The sequence below is a fragment of the Sphingobacterium faecium genome (assembly GCF_003054045.1).
Lineage (GTDB): Bacteria > Bacteroidota > Bacteroidia > Sphingobacteriales > Sphingobacteriaceae > Sphingobacterium > Sphingobacterium faecium.
Genome location: NZ_QBKH01000003.1, coordinates 220,352 through 235,258 on the forward strand (window position 1 = coordinate 220,352; position 14,907 = coordinate 235,258).

At 37.3% G+C, this 14,907-nt stretch carries 10 protein-coding genes; 4 read left to right on the forward strand and 6 right to left on the reverse strand.

Features of this window, described 5'->3' with window-relative positions:
• The first annotated feature begins 28 nt into the window (after positions 1 to 28).
• A complete protein-coding gene (locus C8N37_RS09105; protein ID WP_108158630.1) occupies positions 29 to 1,054 on the forward strand; it encodes a saccharopine dehydrogenase family protein in 1,026 nt (341 codons plus the stop codon).
• A gap of 177 nt (positions 1,055 to 1,231) precedes the next feature.
• Positions 1,232 to 1,810, forward strand: a complete 579-nt coding sequence (locus C8N37_RS09110) for an NAD(P)H-dependent oxidoreductase (protein ID WP_108158631.1) — start codon at positions 1,232 to 1,234, stop codon at positions 1,808 to 1,810.
• 207 nt (positions 1,811 to 2,017) lie between these two features.
• Here C8N37_RS09110 and C8N37_RS09115 read toward each other — a convergent pair whose 3' ends face one another.
• The 4 genes from C8N37_RS09115 to C8N37_RS09130 all read right to left on the reverse strand — a co-directional run bounded on the left by C8N37_RS09115 (position 2,018) and on the right by C8N37_RS09130 (position 8,554).
• Positions 2,018 to 3,445: a TolC family protein gene (locus C8N37_RS09115; protein WP_108159047.1), complete on the reverse strand. Its 1,428-nt coding sequence runs from the start codon at positions 3,443 to 3,445 to the stop codon at positions 2,018 to 2,020.
• 25 nt (positions 3,446 to 3,470) lie between these two features.
• A complete protein-coding gene (locus C8N37_RS09120) occupies positions 3,471 to 6,659 on the reverse strand; it encodes an efflux RND transporter permease subunit (RefSeq protein ID WP_108158632.1) in 3,189 nt (1,062 codons plus the stop codon).
• A gap of 20 nt (positions 6,660 to 6,679) precedes the next feature.
• Positions 6,680 to 7,876 (reverse strand): efflux RND transporter periplasmic adaptor subunit, encoded by a 1,197-nt coding sequence (locus tag C8N37_RS09125; protein WP_094772288.1) that lies wholly within the window; start codon positions 7,874 to 7,876, stop codon positions 6,680 to 6,682.
• Between the two features lie 78 nt (positions 7,877 to 7,954).
• Positions 7,955 to 8,554: a TetR/AcrR family transcriptional regulator gene (locus C8N37_RS09130; RefSeq protein ID WP_045754343.1), complete on the reverse strand. Its 600-nt coding sequence runs from the start codon at positions 8,552 to 8,554 to the stop codon at positions 7,955 to 7,957.
• Positions 8,555 to 8,908: 354 nt separating this feature from the next.
• On the opposite strand from C8N37_RS09130, the gene C8N37_RS09135 reads away from it, so the two are divergent.
• Together C8N37_RS09135 and C8N37_RS09140 are read left to right on the forward strand one after the other, a co-directional pair.
• Positions 8,909 to 9,622: a hypothetical protein gene (locus C8N37_RS09135; RefSeq protein ID WP_045754342.1), complete on the forward strand. Its 714-nt coding sequence runs from the start codon at positions 8,909 to 8,911 to the stop codon at positions 9,620 to 9,622.
• Positions 9,623 to 9,687: 65 nt separating this feature from the next.
• Entirely contained in the window at positions 9,688 to 9,963 is a 276-nt protein-coding gene (locus tag C8N37_RS09140) for a hypothetical protein (protein WP_186812849.1), read from the forward strand.
• Positions 9,964 to 10,105: 142 nt separating this feature from the next.
• Here C8N37_RS09140 and C8N37_RS09145 read toward each other — a convergent pair whose 3' ends face one another.
• Entirely contained in the window at positions 10,106 to 11,656 is a 1,551-nt protein-coding gene (locus C8N37_RS09145) for a SusD/RagB family nutrient-binding outer membrane lipoprotein (protein ID WP_045754340.1), read from the reverse strand.
• A 5-nt stretch (positions 11,657 to 11,661) separates the two neighbouring features.
• A complete protein-coding gene (locus C8N37_RS09150; RefSeq protein ID WP_108158633.1) occupies positions 11,662 to 14,844 on the reverse strand; it encodes a SusC/RagA family TonB-linked outer membrane protein in 3,183 nt (1,060 codons plus the stop codon).
• Between the last annotated feature and the right edge of the window lie 63 nt (positions 14,845 to 14,907).

The following is a 14,907-nucleotide window of genomic DNA, read 5'->3' on the forward strand; positions in this document are numbered from 1 at the left end:
TTTCAACGATATTTTTGTATAAAAAAAGATGCAAAAAAATATCTTAATTATTGGAGGTAAAGGATTGGTCGGGAAGACGATTTATAGGATACTTAAATCAAGAAACCCGGATGCTCATCTTTTCGTGGGAAGTAGGAAGACCGCTGTGGAAGATAATGATTTAACGATCGATGTCAATCAACCAGGTACTTTTCAGTCTATTTTAGATAAAAAAATAGATCTTATTGTGTTGAGTGTAAATGATAACGAAGACAATGTTTTACATTTTGCAGTTAAGCATCGTTTGGATTATATTGATATTACAAAACCAACTCCAGCATTAATGAAGGCATACCACGCGGTTGTAGATCATGACATCAATAGCCGAATTGTGTTTAGTTCTGGATGGATGGGGGGTATTGTCAGCGGATTAGTGAAGGCTCATATTCCTAATGATACAGATATTGAAAAGGTAGACTTATTTGTCTATTACTCCGTCAAGGATCTTGCAGGAGAGAGCTCTGCCTATTTTATGGCTGAAAATGTCGCCACTCCATTTGTACGCTATGAAGATAATAAACCCGTGCATATCACACACTTTTTAGACACTGATTATTTTGAGTTTGGTTTCGGAATCGGAAGACGTCAAGTCTATAATTTTGATGTCCCTGATTTGTATATTCTCCATAAAATCGAGCATATTCCAAATGTTTCTGTAAAAATGACCTACAACTCTAAATTTATAACTTGGCTGTTGGGTGCTATGCAACGATTTGGTATATTTAAGAGGCTGTCTCTCAAGAGCAGAAAAAAAGTTTTCTCGTCTAGTGGAAATGGTGATTTATCTGTTTTCGATGTGGTGATATATACCCGTGATGGGAAACAGAAGAAAATTAGTGTGCTGAGTGAGAAAGGTCAAGCTGAGCTGACGGCTCTATCAACTGTTTTACATATTGAATCATTATTTAATACTCATGTTGAAAATCGGATATACTTTGCCCATGAATTGCATACGAAACAAGATTTACATCATTTTCTAGTTGATTATAAAACGATAACGGTAAATGTAATTTAATAGGCAATGGAAAGATCAGGTTTTATTAAAGTCGCTGTTGATAGCATACTGTAATGTATAAATAAGAGGCTATAAATTTTTGAAATTAGAACTGGTTGCAAGTGCAAGTGTGAAATGAATACTATCTGATGTCAATAGTGATGACAGTGTCTTTGTCTAGGAATATAAATTAATTCAATGAAAAAAATAGTGATAATAAATGGACATCCTAATGGGGATTCGTTCAATTTTGCTCTTGTAAAGGCTTATATTGATGGCGCAAAGCAATCAGGAGCTGAAATCAGGGCGATTACGATTGCAAATCTGGATTTTAATCCCAATTTGCAATTTGGATATAGTAAGCGAATGGACTTGGAACCCGATTTACTTGAGGCCTGGGAAATGATTTTGTGGGCTGATCATTTGGTTTGGGTTCATCCCGTGTGGTGGGGTGGTCTTCCTGCTATAACTAAAGGATTTATTGATCGCTTATTTTTACCGGGGATGGCTTTTAAATATCGACCCAATTCGGTTTTTTGGGATCGGCTTTTGAAAGGAAAGACAGCACATATTATTACGACTATGGATCAACCTGGATGGTATTATCATCTTATTTATGGACGACCAAGTGTCAATCAGTTGAAAAAATCAACCTTACAATTCTGTGGTGTATCTCCAGTGAAAGTAACTTATATCGGCATTGTTAATACTTCTGATGAAAAGTTACGTAAGACTTGGATTGAAAAAGTAACGAAATTGGGAAAAGAAAATCTTTAAGTTAAAGTATTTTGAAAAATAAGGACAATAGGACATTTACAACGGTAAGCCAGCCAACTGAAAAATGAAATAGTTAGGTGCTTATACTTTCCATAAAGGGTGTACGGATAAAAATGATAAAAAAGGAGAGGTTTTATTTTTTAACAACCTCTCCTTTGCCTCAAATTAACGGTCATTAGATCGTCTTTTCAATTTGATTCTTTTTTATTAATCAGCTGTCCATCCTCCACCTAAAGATCGGTAGAGATCAACCACTGCAGCAAGTTCGGCTTTCTTAACTTGAGCAAGTTCCAATTCACTTTGAAGCATATTGCTTTGAGCTGTGATAACTTCTAAGTAAGTCGCCATACCCGTTTCAAAAAGCAGATCGGCATGCTGGATAGCTTTCTTCAATCGATTGGTTCTTTCCTGTGTGATATGCTGCTTTTCTTTTAATTTTTGTATTGATACTAAAGCGTCAGATACTTCACCAACTGCTGTAATCACTGCTTGTTTGAATCGAATGACATTTTTTTCTTGATCAATTTGTGCTATTTCATATTGTGTTTTTAGTTCACGACGTTGAAATATAGGCTGTGTGATACTACCTGCGATAGCGCCAAATAGAGATGCTGGTATATTGAACCAATTGCTGCTCTTGAACGCATTAATTCCTGCTTCGGCACTGATCACCAAGGAAGGATACATCCTTGCTTTTGCATATTGCTGATAGGCTTTAGCGCTTGTGACGGCAAGCTCTGCTTGCTTAACATCGGGTCTACGGCTCAATAGATCGGCAGGTACTCCAGCTGACCAATGGTGTGGAAGTTCAATATTTGCCAGTTTTTTCTTGATTGTAATCTCCTGTGGTAATCGACCACTCAGGATTTGAATGGCATTCTCCTGTAAATGGATCTGCTGTTCGAAATCTGGGATGAGACTCGCTGCTGCCAGACGTTGTGCATCTACCTGCTCTACAGCTAGCATACTGATATCACCAACTTCGTACTGTTGTTGGACAATGCGCAAGGTGCTGTCACTAAGACGTAGATTTTGTTGCGCAATCTCATGTAGCTGATAAAGCATAAGCAATTGGTAATATCCCTGTGCTACTTGAGAAATCAATTGTGTCTGCACTGCTTTTTTTGCTTCTTCGGTTTGTAAATAAGAAGCTAATGCTACTGTATTCTGATTCTTTATCTTTCCCCATAAATCGGCTTCCCATGATAATCCTAGTGATGCCGTATAATCTTCAACGTGGTTTTGACCTAGAAACTGTCCTAGACTTAATCCGTTCATACTATTGTTGGATGGATTGGTACTGTTTGCTTTTATCTGCAATTGCAAATTTGGCAAATAGTTAGCTTTAGCCTGTTTTAACATCATTCTCGATGACTCGATGTTTTTGATGGCGAGCTGCATGTCTACATTTTGATGGATGGCACTATCAATCAGATCTTGTAAAATACGGTCCTGAAAGAAATCTCGCCATGGAATGGAACCGATGCTCGTTTCTTTTGCTCCTTCTTGCTGGTCACGAAATTGTGTAGGAAGGGCAGGGGCAAGATCCTTGTCGCTGATGATTTTTTCTGTTTTACAAGACCATACAACAAAGGGCAAGATGAAAGCCATCAGTATGTTTACTTTTATATTCATGTATTTCAATTTTGTCATTATTTCACTAAACATTAGTATGTGCTGGCACTCTAACACCTTCTGGTCGGTCCAATTCTTGTTGTCCAATAGGCTTTTTACTTACTTTCTCTTGTAAGTATTGGAAGAAAATAAAGAGCACTGGAATGATAAAAAGACCTAACACGACCCCACTGAGCATACCGCCTGCGGCTGCAATACTGATGGAGTGATTTCCTTGAGCAGATGGTCCTACTGCTGTCATCATCGGGATCATTCCGACGATGAAGGCGAGTGACGTCATAATGATGGGCCTCAAACGTAATTTTGCAGCTTTTAGAGCAGCACTCGCAATCGAAAGACCTCTTTTACGTCCCTGAATGGCAAACTCGACGATAAGAATGGCATTTTTGGCTAATAAGCCGATAAGCATAACCAAGGCAACCTGAACATAGATATTATTGGATATGTCTGTTAGACTAATTGCTGCAAATACGCCGAAGATTCCTGTCGGAATAGATAGGATAACCGCTAAAGGAATGATATAACTTTCATATTGCGCAGCTAACAGGAAGTAAACAAATATTAAACATAAGATGAAAATTAGAGTAGACTGCCCACCTGAAACAATCTCCTCTTTGGTCATACCTGAGAATTCGTAAGTATATCCGGTCGGAAGATGTTGTTTTGCCACCTCTTCTACCGCACGAATAGCATCTCCTGAACTGTATCCAGGTTTTGGAATCGCATTGATACCAATGGAGTTGAATAGGTTATAGCGTGATGCTGTCTCTGGACCATATACACGTGTCATGGTAACCAACGTATTGATAGGAACCATATCTCCCTGACGATTTTTAACGAAAATACCGTCCATAGAAGAGGGTTCGGTACGGTCTTTTACATCTGCCTGTACCATAACGCGGTAATACTTGCCGAATCGGTTAAAGTCTGAAGCTTGTGAGCTACCAAAGTAAGCTTGCATAGTCTGCAGAATACTTTTCGTACTGACACCGAGCTGTTCAGCCTTGATGTCATCAACCTGCAGTTCGTACTGCGGATAGTCGGCTTTGAATGTGGTAAAGGCCATCATAATTTCAGGACGTTGCATCAGTTCTCCAATAAACTGTTGTCCTACGGTACTGAATTTGCTCAGTTGACCACCAGTTCTATCTTGTAAAACCATATCGAGTCCATCAACATTACTAAATCCAGGTACAGTAGGGAAAGTGAAGACGAAAAAGTTAGCGCCTTTGATTTTAGATAATTTCTGGTTAACATCCGCCATAATGGCATTGATATCTTTTATAGCTCCCCGTTCTTTATGTGATTTGAGGAGGATAAAAGCGACCCCAGCAGATGGACTCGTTGACTGTGTTAAAATATTAAAACCAGCTAAAACGTTCAATGTTTTTGTGAAATCAGCATTTTGCAACTGTTGTTCTGCTTCGGCTAATGCGCTTGATGTGCGGTCTAAAGATGCTCCTGCCGGCATAGAAAGTGATACGGCGATAAAACCTTGATCTTCCGAGGGGATAAAACCAGTTGGAGTTTTGCGAATCATAACAACAGTCAGAAGTAAAATAACGCCCAAAGCACTAAATGCAATCCACTTATAACGAATTAAGAAGCGAAGGCTCCCGATGTAATTTTTAGTCAATCGATCAAAACCGACATTGAAGCCAGCAAAAAAGCGTTCTTTAAAATTGAGTTGCTTTTTACCAGACTGGTTATGATGTGTAGGCTTTAAAAAGAGTGCACAGAGTGCAGGGCTCAAAGTCAAAGCATTGATCGCTGAAATAACAATGGCAATGGCCAAAGTGAAAGCAAACTGCCGATAAAATACACCTGTTGACCCCTCCATAAATCCAATGGGAAGGAATACTGCCGACATCACCAAAGTAATGGAAATAATGGCTCCTGTGATTTCGCTCATGGCTGATGTGGTGGCCAGCTTAGGAGACAGATGTTCATTCTCCATCTTGGCATGTACGGCCTCGACGACGACAATCGCATCATCGACCACAATACCGATAGCAAGGACTAGGGCAAATAGTGTCAGCAAGTTAATGGAGAAACCGAACAGCTGCATGAAGAAGAATGTTCCGACAATCGCTACAGGAACTGCAATGGCAGGAATCAATGTTGATCTAAAATCTTGTAAGAATAGAAATACGACTAAAAATACCAATATAAAAGCTTCAATTAAGGTATGCTTTACTTGATCGATGGATTGGTCCAGAGCATCTTTCGTATTATAAAGTACTAAGTATTTTACACCTTTTGGAAAGCTCAGTGATGCTTTTTCCATAAACTCCTGGATCGCAATCTGAATTTCATTGGCGTTGGAACCTGCCAATTGCATTACACCAATATTAAGTCCTGGCTTACCATTGATGCGAGTGTGGCTGGCATAGGTATAAGAACCCAATTCAACACGGGCAACATCCTTCAGCCTTAAAACCGAACCATCTGTATTGGAACGGATAATGATATTTTCGTAATCGCTTGGCTGATTTAGTTTTCCTTTGTATTTGATCACAAATTCAAAAGCCTCTTTACTACTTTCTCCGAATTTTCCGGGAGCAGCTTCAACGTTTTTATCCTGAATGGCCGCCATTACTTCCTCTGGTGTCAGTTTGTAAGTCGCCATCTGATTAGGTTTGAGCCATACACGCATCGAATAATCTTTACTTCCACCAAAAGGCAGAGCTTGACCTACTCCGGGGATACGTTTAAGTTCAGGAATAATATTGATCTGCGCATAGTTGGTAATAAAAGTTTGATCGTATTTACTTTCGTCTTCGGTATACAGATCTAAAACCATGATCAGACTGTTTTGCTGTTTTGCGGTCGTGATCCCTGCCTGTACGACTTCGCTAGGAAGTTGGCTGGTCGCTTGGGAAACACGATTTTGAACATTGACTGCCGCTTGATCAGGATCAGTTCCTAATTTGAAATAAACAGTAATCATCAGGGATCCGTCATTACTAGCTGTGGAGCTCATGTAACTCATATTTTCTACACCATTGATGGACTCTTCTAAAGAAGGGGCTACGGCACGAAGTACCGTCTCGGCATTTGCTCCGGGATAAAGCGCCGTGACCTGTACTGCGGGTGGGGCAATATCTGGGAATTGTTGTAAGGGAAGTTTTAGGATCCCGATGATCCCCAATATGACGAGCAGAATGGAGATAACTGTAGCAAGTACGGGTCTTTCTATAAATTTTTTAAACATTTTGGTTGTCGTATTATGTTTTAGTTGATGCTGTCTTTCGATAATGCTTGTGGGGTGATCACTTGACCATCTTGAAGCAAATCAATGCCTTTATAGACGATACGGTCTCCTTCTTTAAGGCCGTTACTCACGAGGTAATTTGATCCGCTTTTGCCGATGACTGTGATAGGCTGTTGCACTACTTTGTTTTCTTTGTTAACCGTATAAACGAAAATTTTATCCTGCATCTCGAGTGTTGCCATTTGTGGTACCAAGAGGGTATTGTCATATTTCTTCTGTAATCGTACACGACCTGTATTTCCATTTCTTAAAACTCCTTCGGGGTTTTTGAAAGTAGCTCGTAAAGTAATGGCTCCTGTATTTTTGTCAAATTGACCGTCCACCATATCGATCTTTCCAACCTGATCATAAATACTTTGATCGGATAGCACCAAGTTGATAGGAGGGAGGTTGTTCAATTTTTGCTGTAGGTCGTTACCCGCTGTATTATTTTTAAATGCGATGAAATCGTTTTCACCAAGAGAGAAGTAAACGTGCAGATCTTGTACATTGGATAGTGCTGTTAAAGGTTGGGAATCAGCTGGACTAACTAAACTTCCCTGTTTTTTTTGTAATCTTCCGATGTATCCATCTGTCGTAGCACGGATCAAGGTATATCCAACATTGATTTTAGCTGATTCAATTGCTGAAATGGCCAATTGTACATTTGCTTGAGCGGCATTACGGGCACTAATTGCTGTTTTGAGCTGAAAATCTGTTAATACCTTGTTGTCGACCAAGCGTGTCTTTTTTTCTACTTCTAATGTAGCATTTTCTAATGCTGCTCGGGCAGAGAGTAAATTGGCTTTCGCCTGATTAAGTTGCTCTTGATATGGGCGATCATTGATTTTGAAGAGTGCTTGACCTTTCTTAACTTTTGCCCCTTCATCTACAAAGATGCGGTCTAAAATACCCTCTACCTGTGGTCTGATTTCAATATTGGCAGATGCCTCAATACTAGCAGGATATTCTTGATAGACCGTTTCCTGACCGCTTGCAATGGTCATCACTGGTAAGCTAGCAGGTGGTGGAGGTATAGTTTTGCTCGTTCCTGTAGTGCAGCTGTATAAGAAAATTGCCGATAGAAGATAAAGATACTTTACTGCATTAGATTGTTTAACACTGTTAAGTAGAGGCGCATAAATTTTCTTAAAATCTAGTAATAGATGTGTTTTCATATTGTATTAAAAATTGATATATGGTATATTTAACGCTGTTAGATTTTTTAACGTTGTATTATTTTGGGTAAAAAAAAACTAATCAGTGAGTGAACGCGTGATTCCGTAAATCGCATCTTTTAAAACTTGTTGATTGGTAATATCTCCATTACCTTGATTAACCAGATTGATCGATATCAATCCATGTATAATCGACCAGTATGTAAAGTACTTTCTACAGATCAATTCTTCTGATGGATTTTTTTCTTTCATAATCTCGCGGATGACATCGCTGATCATCTTACCGTGTGATTCGGCACATTTATATGTTTTTTCAAATCCACAGCATGCAGTTCCAACTCCAAACATTAATTGATAAAGTTCGCGTTCTTGAAAGGCAAAATCCCAATAGCTAAACCACATCGCTTCCAATTGTTTTTCGAGATCAGTTTCTGTAGATTTTGCTTCTCTTACTTTTTGAGCAAGGAGTCTGTAACCTTGGTTAGCAAGTTCTGTTAAGATGGCATCTTTGTTTGCAAAATATTCATAAATCATGGGAGCCGTATATTCGATGATATCGGCGATCTTACGCATGCTCAATGCTTGCCATCCTTCTTCTTTTACAATCTGAAGAGAGGCGTCAAGAATATTGCTGCGGTTTTCGTCTTTAAGACGTTGTATGCGATCTTTACTAGCCATGCTTTATTAGCATAAATGATTTAACAGTGTTAGGACAAAATTGTGATTTTTACTTTTTATTTGTGACATCTCAAAGTCATTAAATAAAATTGTGTACTAAGATGCCTTCAGGTTTATATTAAGCTGTATTTTCTCATTCTTAAATTTATACTGTAACCTACTATAAGTGTTATTCCTCTCCAATAAAAGTACAAAATAATGGTTAACTAAACCAAACTGCTATCTGAACACTATAAAAAGTTAGTAATGTATTTCATGCTAAATTACTTATAAAAATTTTGACATTATTAAAATCAGCCATTACCAATACTTATCTTTTTATTTAAAAAATACAATTTTTGAATACAAACCACTATGCAGAATAAATATAATTATGAAGTTAATGTAATGTTTTTACATATAAAATTTCTTTTAAAAACTTTTTTTGTTATATTTGATAATATTGGAAATTTTATATTAAATATTATGAAAAAGACACTAGGATCTTTGTTACTCCTTTTAACTATTTGTTTGTCATCATGCACAAAACAAGAAGTATTGCCCATCCAAGATAATCAATCAAAATTTGTTAATATTGGCGAAATTACTTATAATTCAACATCAAAAACTTATTATGATAAACTAGGTAAACAAGTAAATTTAGATAGTATAAAACTTACTTTGTTACCAAATCAACATATTGAAGTAACCGCTTTAACTATTATTTCAGATGAACAAGAAACTCAGGAAAACGATAATTCTGGTGTGAAAAGTGCTAAAAACAAGGCATTTTTAGTTGGATCTGCTCACAGCCAAGGATATATAGTTAATATTGATAACCATGTCTGGTGGAGAGCTGACGACTATGATGGAGGGGGAGATATTGGAATAGTTACTCGTGAACAAGCTTTCATCTTTAGACCAGGAGAATTATATATGAGAGATGGGAAATTTAAGTATGCATCGTCTTCTGATAGCGATGGCGCAAGGCTTTCTAGAGAATTTCTTTGGGCTTTATATACACACGATCCTTCTGATACTGTTTATTTATCAGATTTTAAGGGACCTGCAATGAAATACCCTTATTGATAAATTAGTTTTACTATGATAATATTAATTAAATTTTATTATTTTTAACTTTAAAAACGTGAAACTTGAATAGATTATTTTATGTCATGAATACCGATTCTTGGATGCACAATGGTCTATTTGATAATATTACGGGTTTATTAAATATGTATAACAGTGGCATGCAGATGAATACGGCTACACCAGAACAGAAGGAGAAAGATCTGCTCTATCCACTTACAGATCCTTTGATGAAGAAGTTGAATTTAACTCAGGATGAGATTGGAGATATTCAATCTTTTTTACAGGCTATAACAGCATCTAAATACAGGATGAATCGTCCGGATAGTCTGCCGCGATAAAGTTTTGACAGAAGCTATTCATTCAATTGCCATTTACAAAAAAACCATTCTCATTGAGAATGGTTTTTTTTGTGTTAAAATATTTGTAGCGTTTTGGACTGCTTATTTTTTTATAGATAGTGATCGGTATAATCAGAATCTACTATTTGTTCCACCATAATTTATTTGTGATCAAATCATCGCCTTGCTGTGCTAGTGCAGCTTGATAGTTGGCTTTGTTGGTACTTTGCTCTTTTATTGGATATACCAAACGGCTAGGGATAGCATCTCCGACCTCAGGATTGAAGGTGTAGGTTACTTGTTTACCTTCAACAAGACCACTCCATACCACATCTCCTTTTTTGATCAAGTATAGTGGATATCCTGTACGTCTCACTTCTGACCAAGACTCGATACTTTGGTTAAAGAGTGCCAAGTATTTTTGCGATAGCACACGTTCTTTGTTGGCTGCAGGAAGCTGATCTAGATAAGCTGTAATGTCTGTTGCTGATACCCCCCATTTCTCTAAAGATGCACGTGTGCCATTTAGATATTGAGTTTGATCCCAATTGTTATTTTCGGATAGTAAGAAAGCTACTTCAGCATATTCCAATAATACCTCGGCATAGTCAGCCGCATTGATAATATCTCCAGGTAAAGAGACTTTGTCTATCGGGAATAAGTTACCAGCAGCTAATGGTAGTCCATAAGGTTGCCCAAAATAACTACCGTTTTCGGTCGTTGGTTTTGCATATTTCGCTAGTCTTGGATCTGCTGTACTAAAAGGGCCTCTTTTCCCCTGTAGAGCTTCTACGATAACATTGGAAATAGCAAAATCTTTTCGATTTGCTGTAACTGTTGCCCGGTATAATGGTGCTTCATTTGGAGAAGTCTTAGAATATTTAAATACAGCATTGTCACTATTGGAGGTAAATACACCTTTTTTAACGGCATCTGTGATATGTGATGTTGCTAAAGATGCATCTTTAGTCTTGATGCGATTTGCTATACGTAAACGGAGAGAATTGGCAAATTTCGCCCATTTACCGTTTTCGCCTTTGTAAATAACATCAGATGTGCCAAATGTTTTTTCTGCTTGATATTTGATTAATGTATCAGCAGCTTGTTGCAGCTCATTCAGGATATCTTTATAAATTTTCTCTTGACTTGCATATTTAGGCGTTAAATTGTCCGGATCCTGTTGTAAAGCTTCAAAGTCAGGATCCGTATTACCATATGATTGGTAAGGAATATTGCCGAAAACATCTGTTAGAGAGTGAAATGCATATGATTTTAAGATACGTGCAATCGCAATTTGATTGGCGTTAGTTCCCGCAGTTCCTGCTGATGCTAATGCTTTTGTGCTTTCAGCTGAATTTAACTTGATGATTTCATTCAAATTATTTAAAGCTTTGTAGGTAGCGGTCCAATAATTATCTGAATAACTTGTTGGAATTTGATATCTGGATGGATCTGTGTAAATATTTTGACTAAAGTATTGTGTAAAAAGTTGTGCTCCTCTCAAGCTGATATCTTCACTTCTTAGAGCATTGACTAATTGCTTTTCTGCTGTAATCAATAATGTTGGTGTGGTTACCAAAGCAGGGCGATTCGGATCTGTATTGATATCGCTCAATGTTGATTTCGAACAAGAGCTTATAGCGAATAGACTTAGACCGATTAGAGTTGTATATAACAAATATGTGTTTTTCATTTTTTCTAGAATTTAAGATTAACATTAAAGCCATAAGTCACAGGAGTAGGGATATTACCTCCTTCTATTCCTTGTACATTGCCTCCACTGGAAGTAAACTCAGGATCAATGTATTTGCTCTTGGTATAAATGTTCCATAGGTTTCTGCCATAGATATTAACCCCTACATTTTTAATCAGTTTACTATTTGTAATAGGGAAGTTGTATCCTAGTGTTACTTCTCTCAATTTAATGAAAGTTGCATCGAAAATAGAAAAAGCAGTAGGACCGTTGTATTCATTTCGTGCCCATTGTTGTGCTGTAATGTTCGTAGTGTTTTCACGAATATTCGTTACTTCGTAAGTCCCGTCGCTGTTAAAGGCAACATTTGCTTTAACACCATCTAACGTTACGCCTGTCTCACGGATATTATTGGCTGCTGTTTTATCCAAAATACCGGAGTACATACCTACTTTATAGGTTTGTGAGAAGAACTTTCCGCCCACACGTCCTGCAACTAGAAATCCTAGATTGAATCTTTTGTAACGGAAGCTGTTTTGGAAGCCAAATGTATAGTTAGCTAATATAGAACCTAATGGCACCAATTGAGAAGTTTTCATAAAAGTACCATCTTCTTGAACAACACGTTCTCCATCTGGAGTATAAACAAAGTCGTATCCCAGAAATTGTCCGTAGGATTCACCTTCACGTGCGACAAGCTCGACTAGGGTGTTGCTTAAACTTAAAGTATTGACTTGTTCATCCAATTTAATTACTTTGTTTTTGTTTTTTGCCCAATTGATGGTTGCATCCCAAGAGAAATTTTCGGTTTTGATAGGCGTTCCATTTAATACGACTTCAATACCTTTATTATTGATTTTTCCAGCATTAAATATTTTGTTGGAATATCCAAAGGAGGATGAAACAGGTACTCCAAGTATTTGATTTCTAGAGTTATTGTTGTAGTAAGTAACATCTAGTCCTAATCTGTTTTTAAAAAATTGCAAATTTAAACCTGTTTCCCAAGAGCTTGTAATCTCAGGTTTAAGAGAAGCATTTGGTTTTGTATTTGGTAAACTGTAACCTGGAGTTCCTTCGAATGCTTGCTCTGCATCATACACTTTATACAATTGATATGGATCTGTATCATTACCAACTTGTGCCCAACCAAGACGTAATTTACCAAAGCTCAACCAATCCAATTGTTTAAATACTGGTAATTGTGAAAATACAAAACTACCAGTCAGCGATGGGTAAATAAAGGAATTATTTTCTACAGGAAGAGTAGATGACCAGTCATTGCGAATAGTTCCATCCAAGTATAAAAGATCATTATAACCTAGTGAGAAACTCCCATAAATAGAAGCTATACGGCGATGATATTTGAAATTATCTATTTTAACTGCAGAAGCATTTTTTAAATTATAATAGTTAGGAAGAATTAATCCTCCTTGTGTAATAGCGTAATCATTCTTACGTTGTTGATCACGTAGATTGGCACCTACATTAGCAATTAGGGAAAATTTATCCCAATTTTTTTTTGCAGTAGCTAAAAATTCGTAATTATATTCATTTAGTTTATTACTCATTTCTTCGTATTGAGAAGTACTTCTAGAATATACCGCAATACGGTCTTGAGATTGGAATGAATAAATATCGCCATGTACTTTAGCCCCTAAGGATAACCAATTGTTAACATCATATTGTAGACCAATGTTTCCATAAAAGCGGTCTCTACTGTCTTCCATGTAAGATTCATATGCAGACCAATACGGATTGTCGATAAAACGAGTCGCTTCGGCTGCAGTTGTATTTTGCCAGCCTGTGCGGTTCCATGCTAGTGGTGTTCCATCTGCACGTTTGTAGTTTTCAAGTATTTTATAGTCGACTTGTACAGCACCCCATTGGAAAGCTTCTAATATAATATTTCTATTTGATGCTCCTGTCCAAGGACGACCAACAGAAGAATTACGGATATAATTAAAGTTAGAAGTAACTTTAATTTTACCTAATTGTGTACCTCCAGAAAAGTTAAACGTATTTCTTCCTAAGCTGGAATTTGGTACTGTACCCGTGACGTTTTTATTCGTGTAAGAAAAACGATAGTTTGTATTACCTGTACTACCAGCAATAGCAAAATTATTGGTATTAGCTATCCCTGTTTTGAAAAAGTAGCTCACATCGTTTTTTGGATACAACCAAGGTGATGGATTCAAATAATTTGCTTCATCCTCTGGATTGAGATTATACCATTGCAATACAGGGGTACCATCTAGTTTAGGACCCCAACTTTCATCGGAAGCATAATCAACGATTTTATAATCCTTTCCATTGATATTTTGAGTTTGAAAACTAGTAGAATATCCTTGACCATAAAGATGCTGACGTTTTGGTAAGCGTGTGACATTTTCAAAATCTAGACCTGTGTTTACCGAAATATCAACCTTTTCACCTTTTGATGCACGCTTCGTAGTGATTAAAATTACACCATTAGCTGCTCTAGATCCATACAATGCAGCAGCTGAGGGACCTTTAAGGACAGAAATATTTTCAATATCATCAGGGTTAATATCCTGAATCATATTACCTACATCTTTCCCAGCACTTCCATTAATAGTCGAACTTGAATTGAGATCTGTATTGTCGATAGGTGTACCATCTATAACATATAAAGGTTGGTTATTTCCTGAGATGGAATTGATTCCACGTAATAAAACATGTGATGACCCCCCCATGTTGCCACCTGATGTGGTCACTTGAAGTCCAGCGACTTTACCTGATAAGGCGCTAAGCGCATTGGTCGGACGTGTTTGCAATTCAGTCCCTTTTACTTCCTGTACGGCATATCCTAATGATTTCTTTTCTCTCGATATTCCCAATGCAGTGACGACAACTTCGTTGAGCTGTGAACTGGTAGGTGCTAACTTTATCGTTGTTAAACCTGAAATGTTTGCTTGAATCGTTTTAGTTTCAAATCCAATGTATTGTACTTGTAGTGTAACCGTATTTTCGTTTGATGGAAATTCAAATAGACCATTTGAGTCTGTTTGAATTTGTTTTTTACTATTAATATCGGTAATCGTAGCACCTTGAATAGCAGTATTGTGCTCGTCAACTACTTTTCCTTTTATGGTAGATTGTGCGTATAGTGTGCTTGAGCTGAGGCAAAGCGCTGCTGCTACGACAAAATTTGTTGTATGTTTTGTCATGTTAATAAGATTGTAATATATGAAGTGAGGTAGTTTTGTTGTCGGAGATATTTGTATATAATT

What these genes read in the sequence shown, in the direction of transcription:
- C8N37_RS09105 (WP_108158630.1), top strand. Translation starts at nt 29, where the DNA reads ATGCAAAAAAATATCTTAATTATTGGAGGTAAAGGATTGGTCGGGAAG.
- C8N37_RS09110 (WP_108158631.1), top strand. Translation starts at nt 1,232, where the DNA reads ATGAAAAAAATAGTGATAATAAATGGACATCCTAATGGGGATTCGTTC.
- C8N37_RS09115 (WP_108159047.1), bottom strand. Translation starts at nt 3,445, where the DNA reads ATGAATATAAAAGTAAACATACTGATGGCTTTCATCTTGCCCTTTGTT.
- C8N37_RS09120 (WP_108158632.1), bottom strand. Translation starts at nt 6,659, where the DNA reads ATGTTTAAAAAATTTATAGAAAGACCCGTACTTGCTACAGTTATCTCC.
- C8N37_RS09125 (WP_094772288.1), bottom strand. Translation starts at nt 7,876, where the DNA reads ATGAAAACACATCTATTACTAGATTTTAAGAAAATTTATGCGCCTCTA.
- C8N37_RS09130 (WP_045754343.1), bottom strand. Translation starts at nt 8,554, where the DNA reads ATGGCTAGTAAAGATCGCATACAACGTCTTAAAGACGAAAACCGCAGC.
- C8N37_RS09135 (WP_045754342.1), top strand. Translation starts at nt 8,909, where the DNA reads ATGCAGAATAAATATAATTATGAAGTTAATGTAATGTTTTTACATATA.
- C8N37_RS09145 (WP_045754340.1), bottom strand. Translation starts at nt 11,656, where the DNA reads ATGAAAAACACATATTTGTTATATACAACTCTAATCGGTCTAAGTCTA.
- C8N37_RS09150 (WP_108158633.1), bottom strand. Translation starts at nt 14,844, where the DNA reads ATGACAAAACATACAACAAATTTTGTCGTAGCAGCAGCGCTTTGCCTC.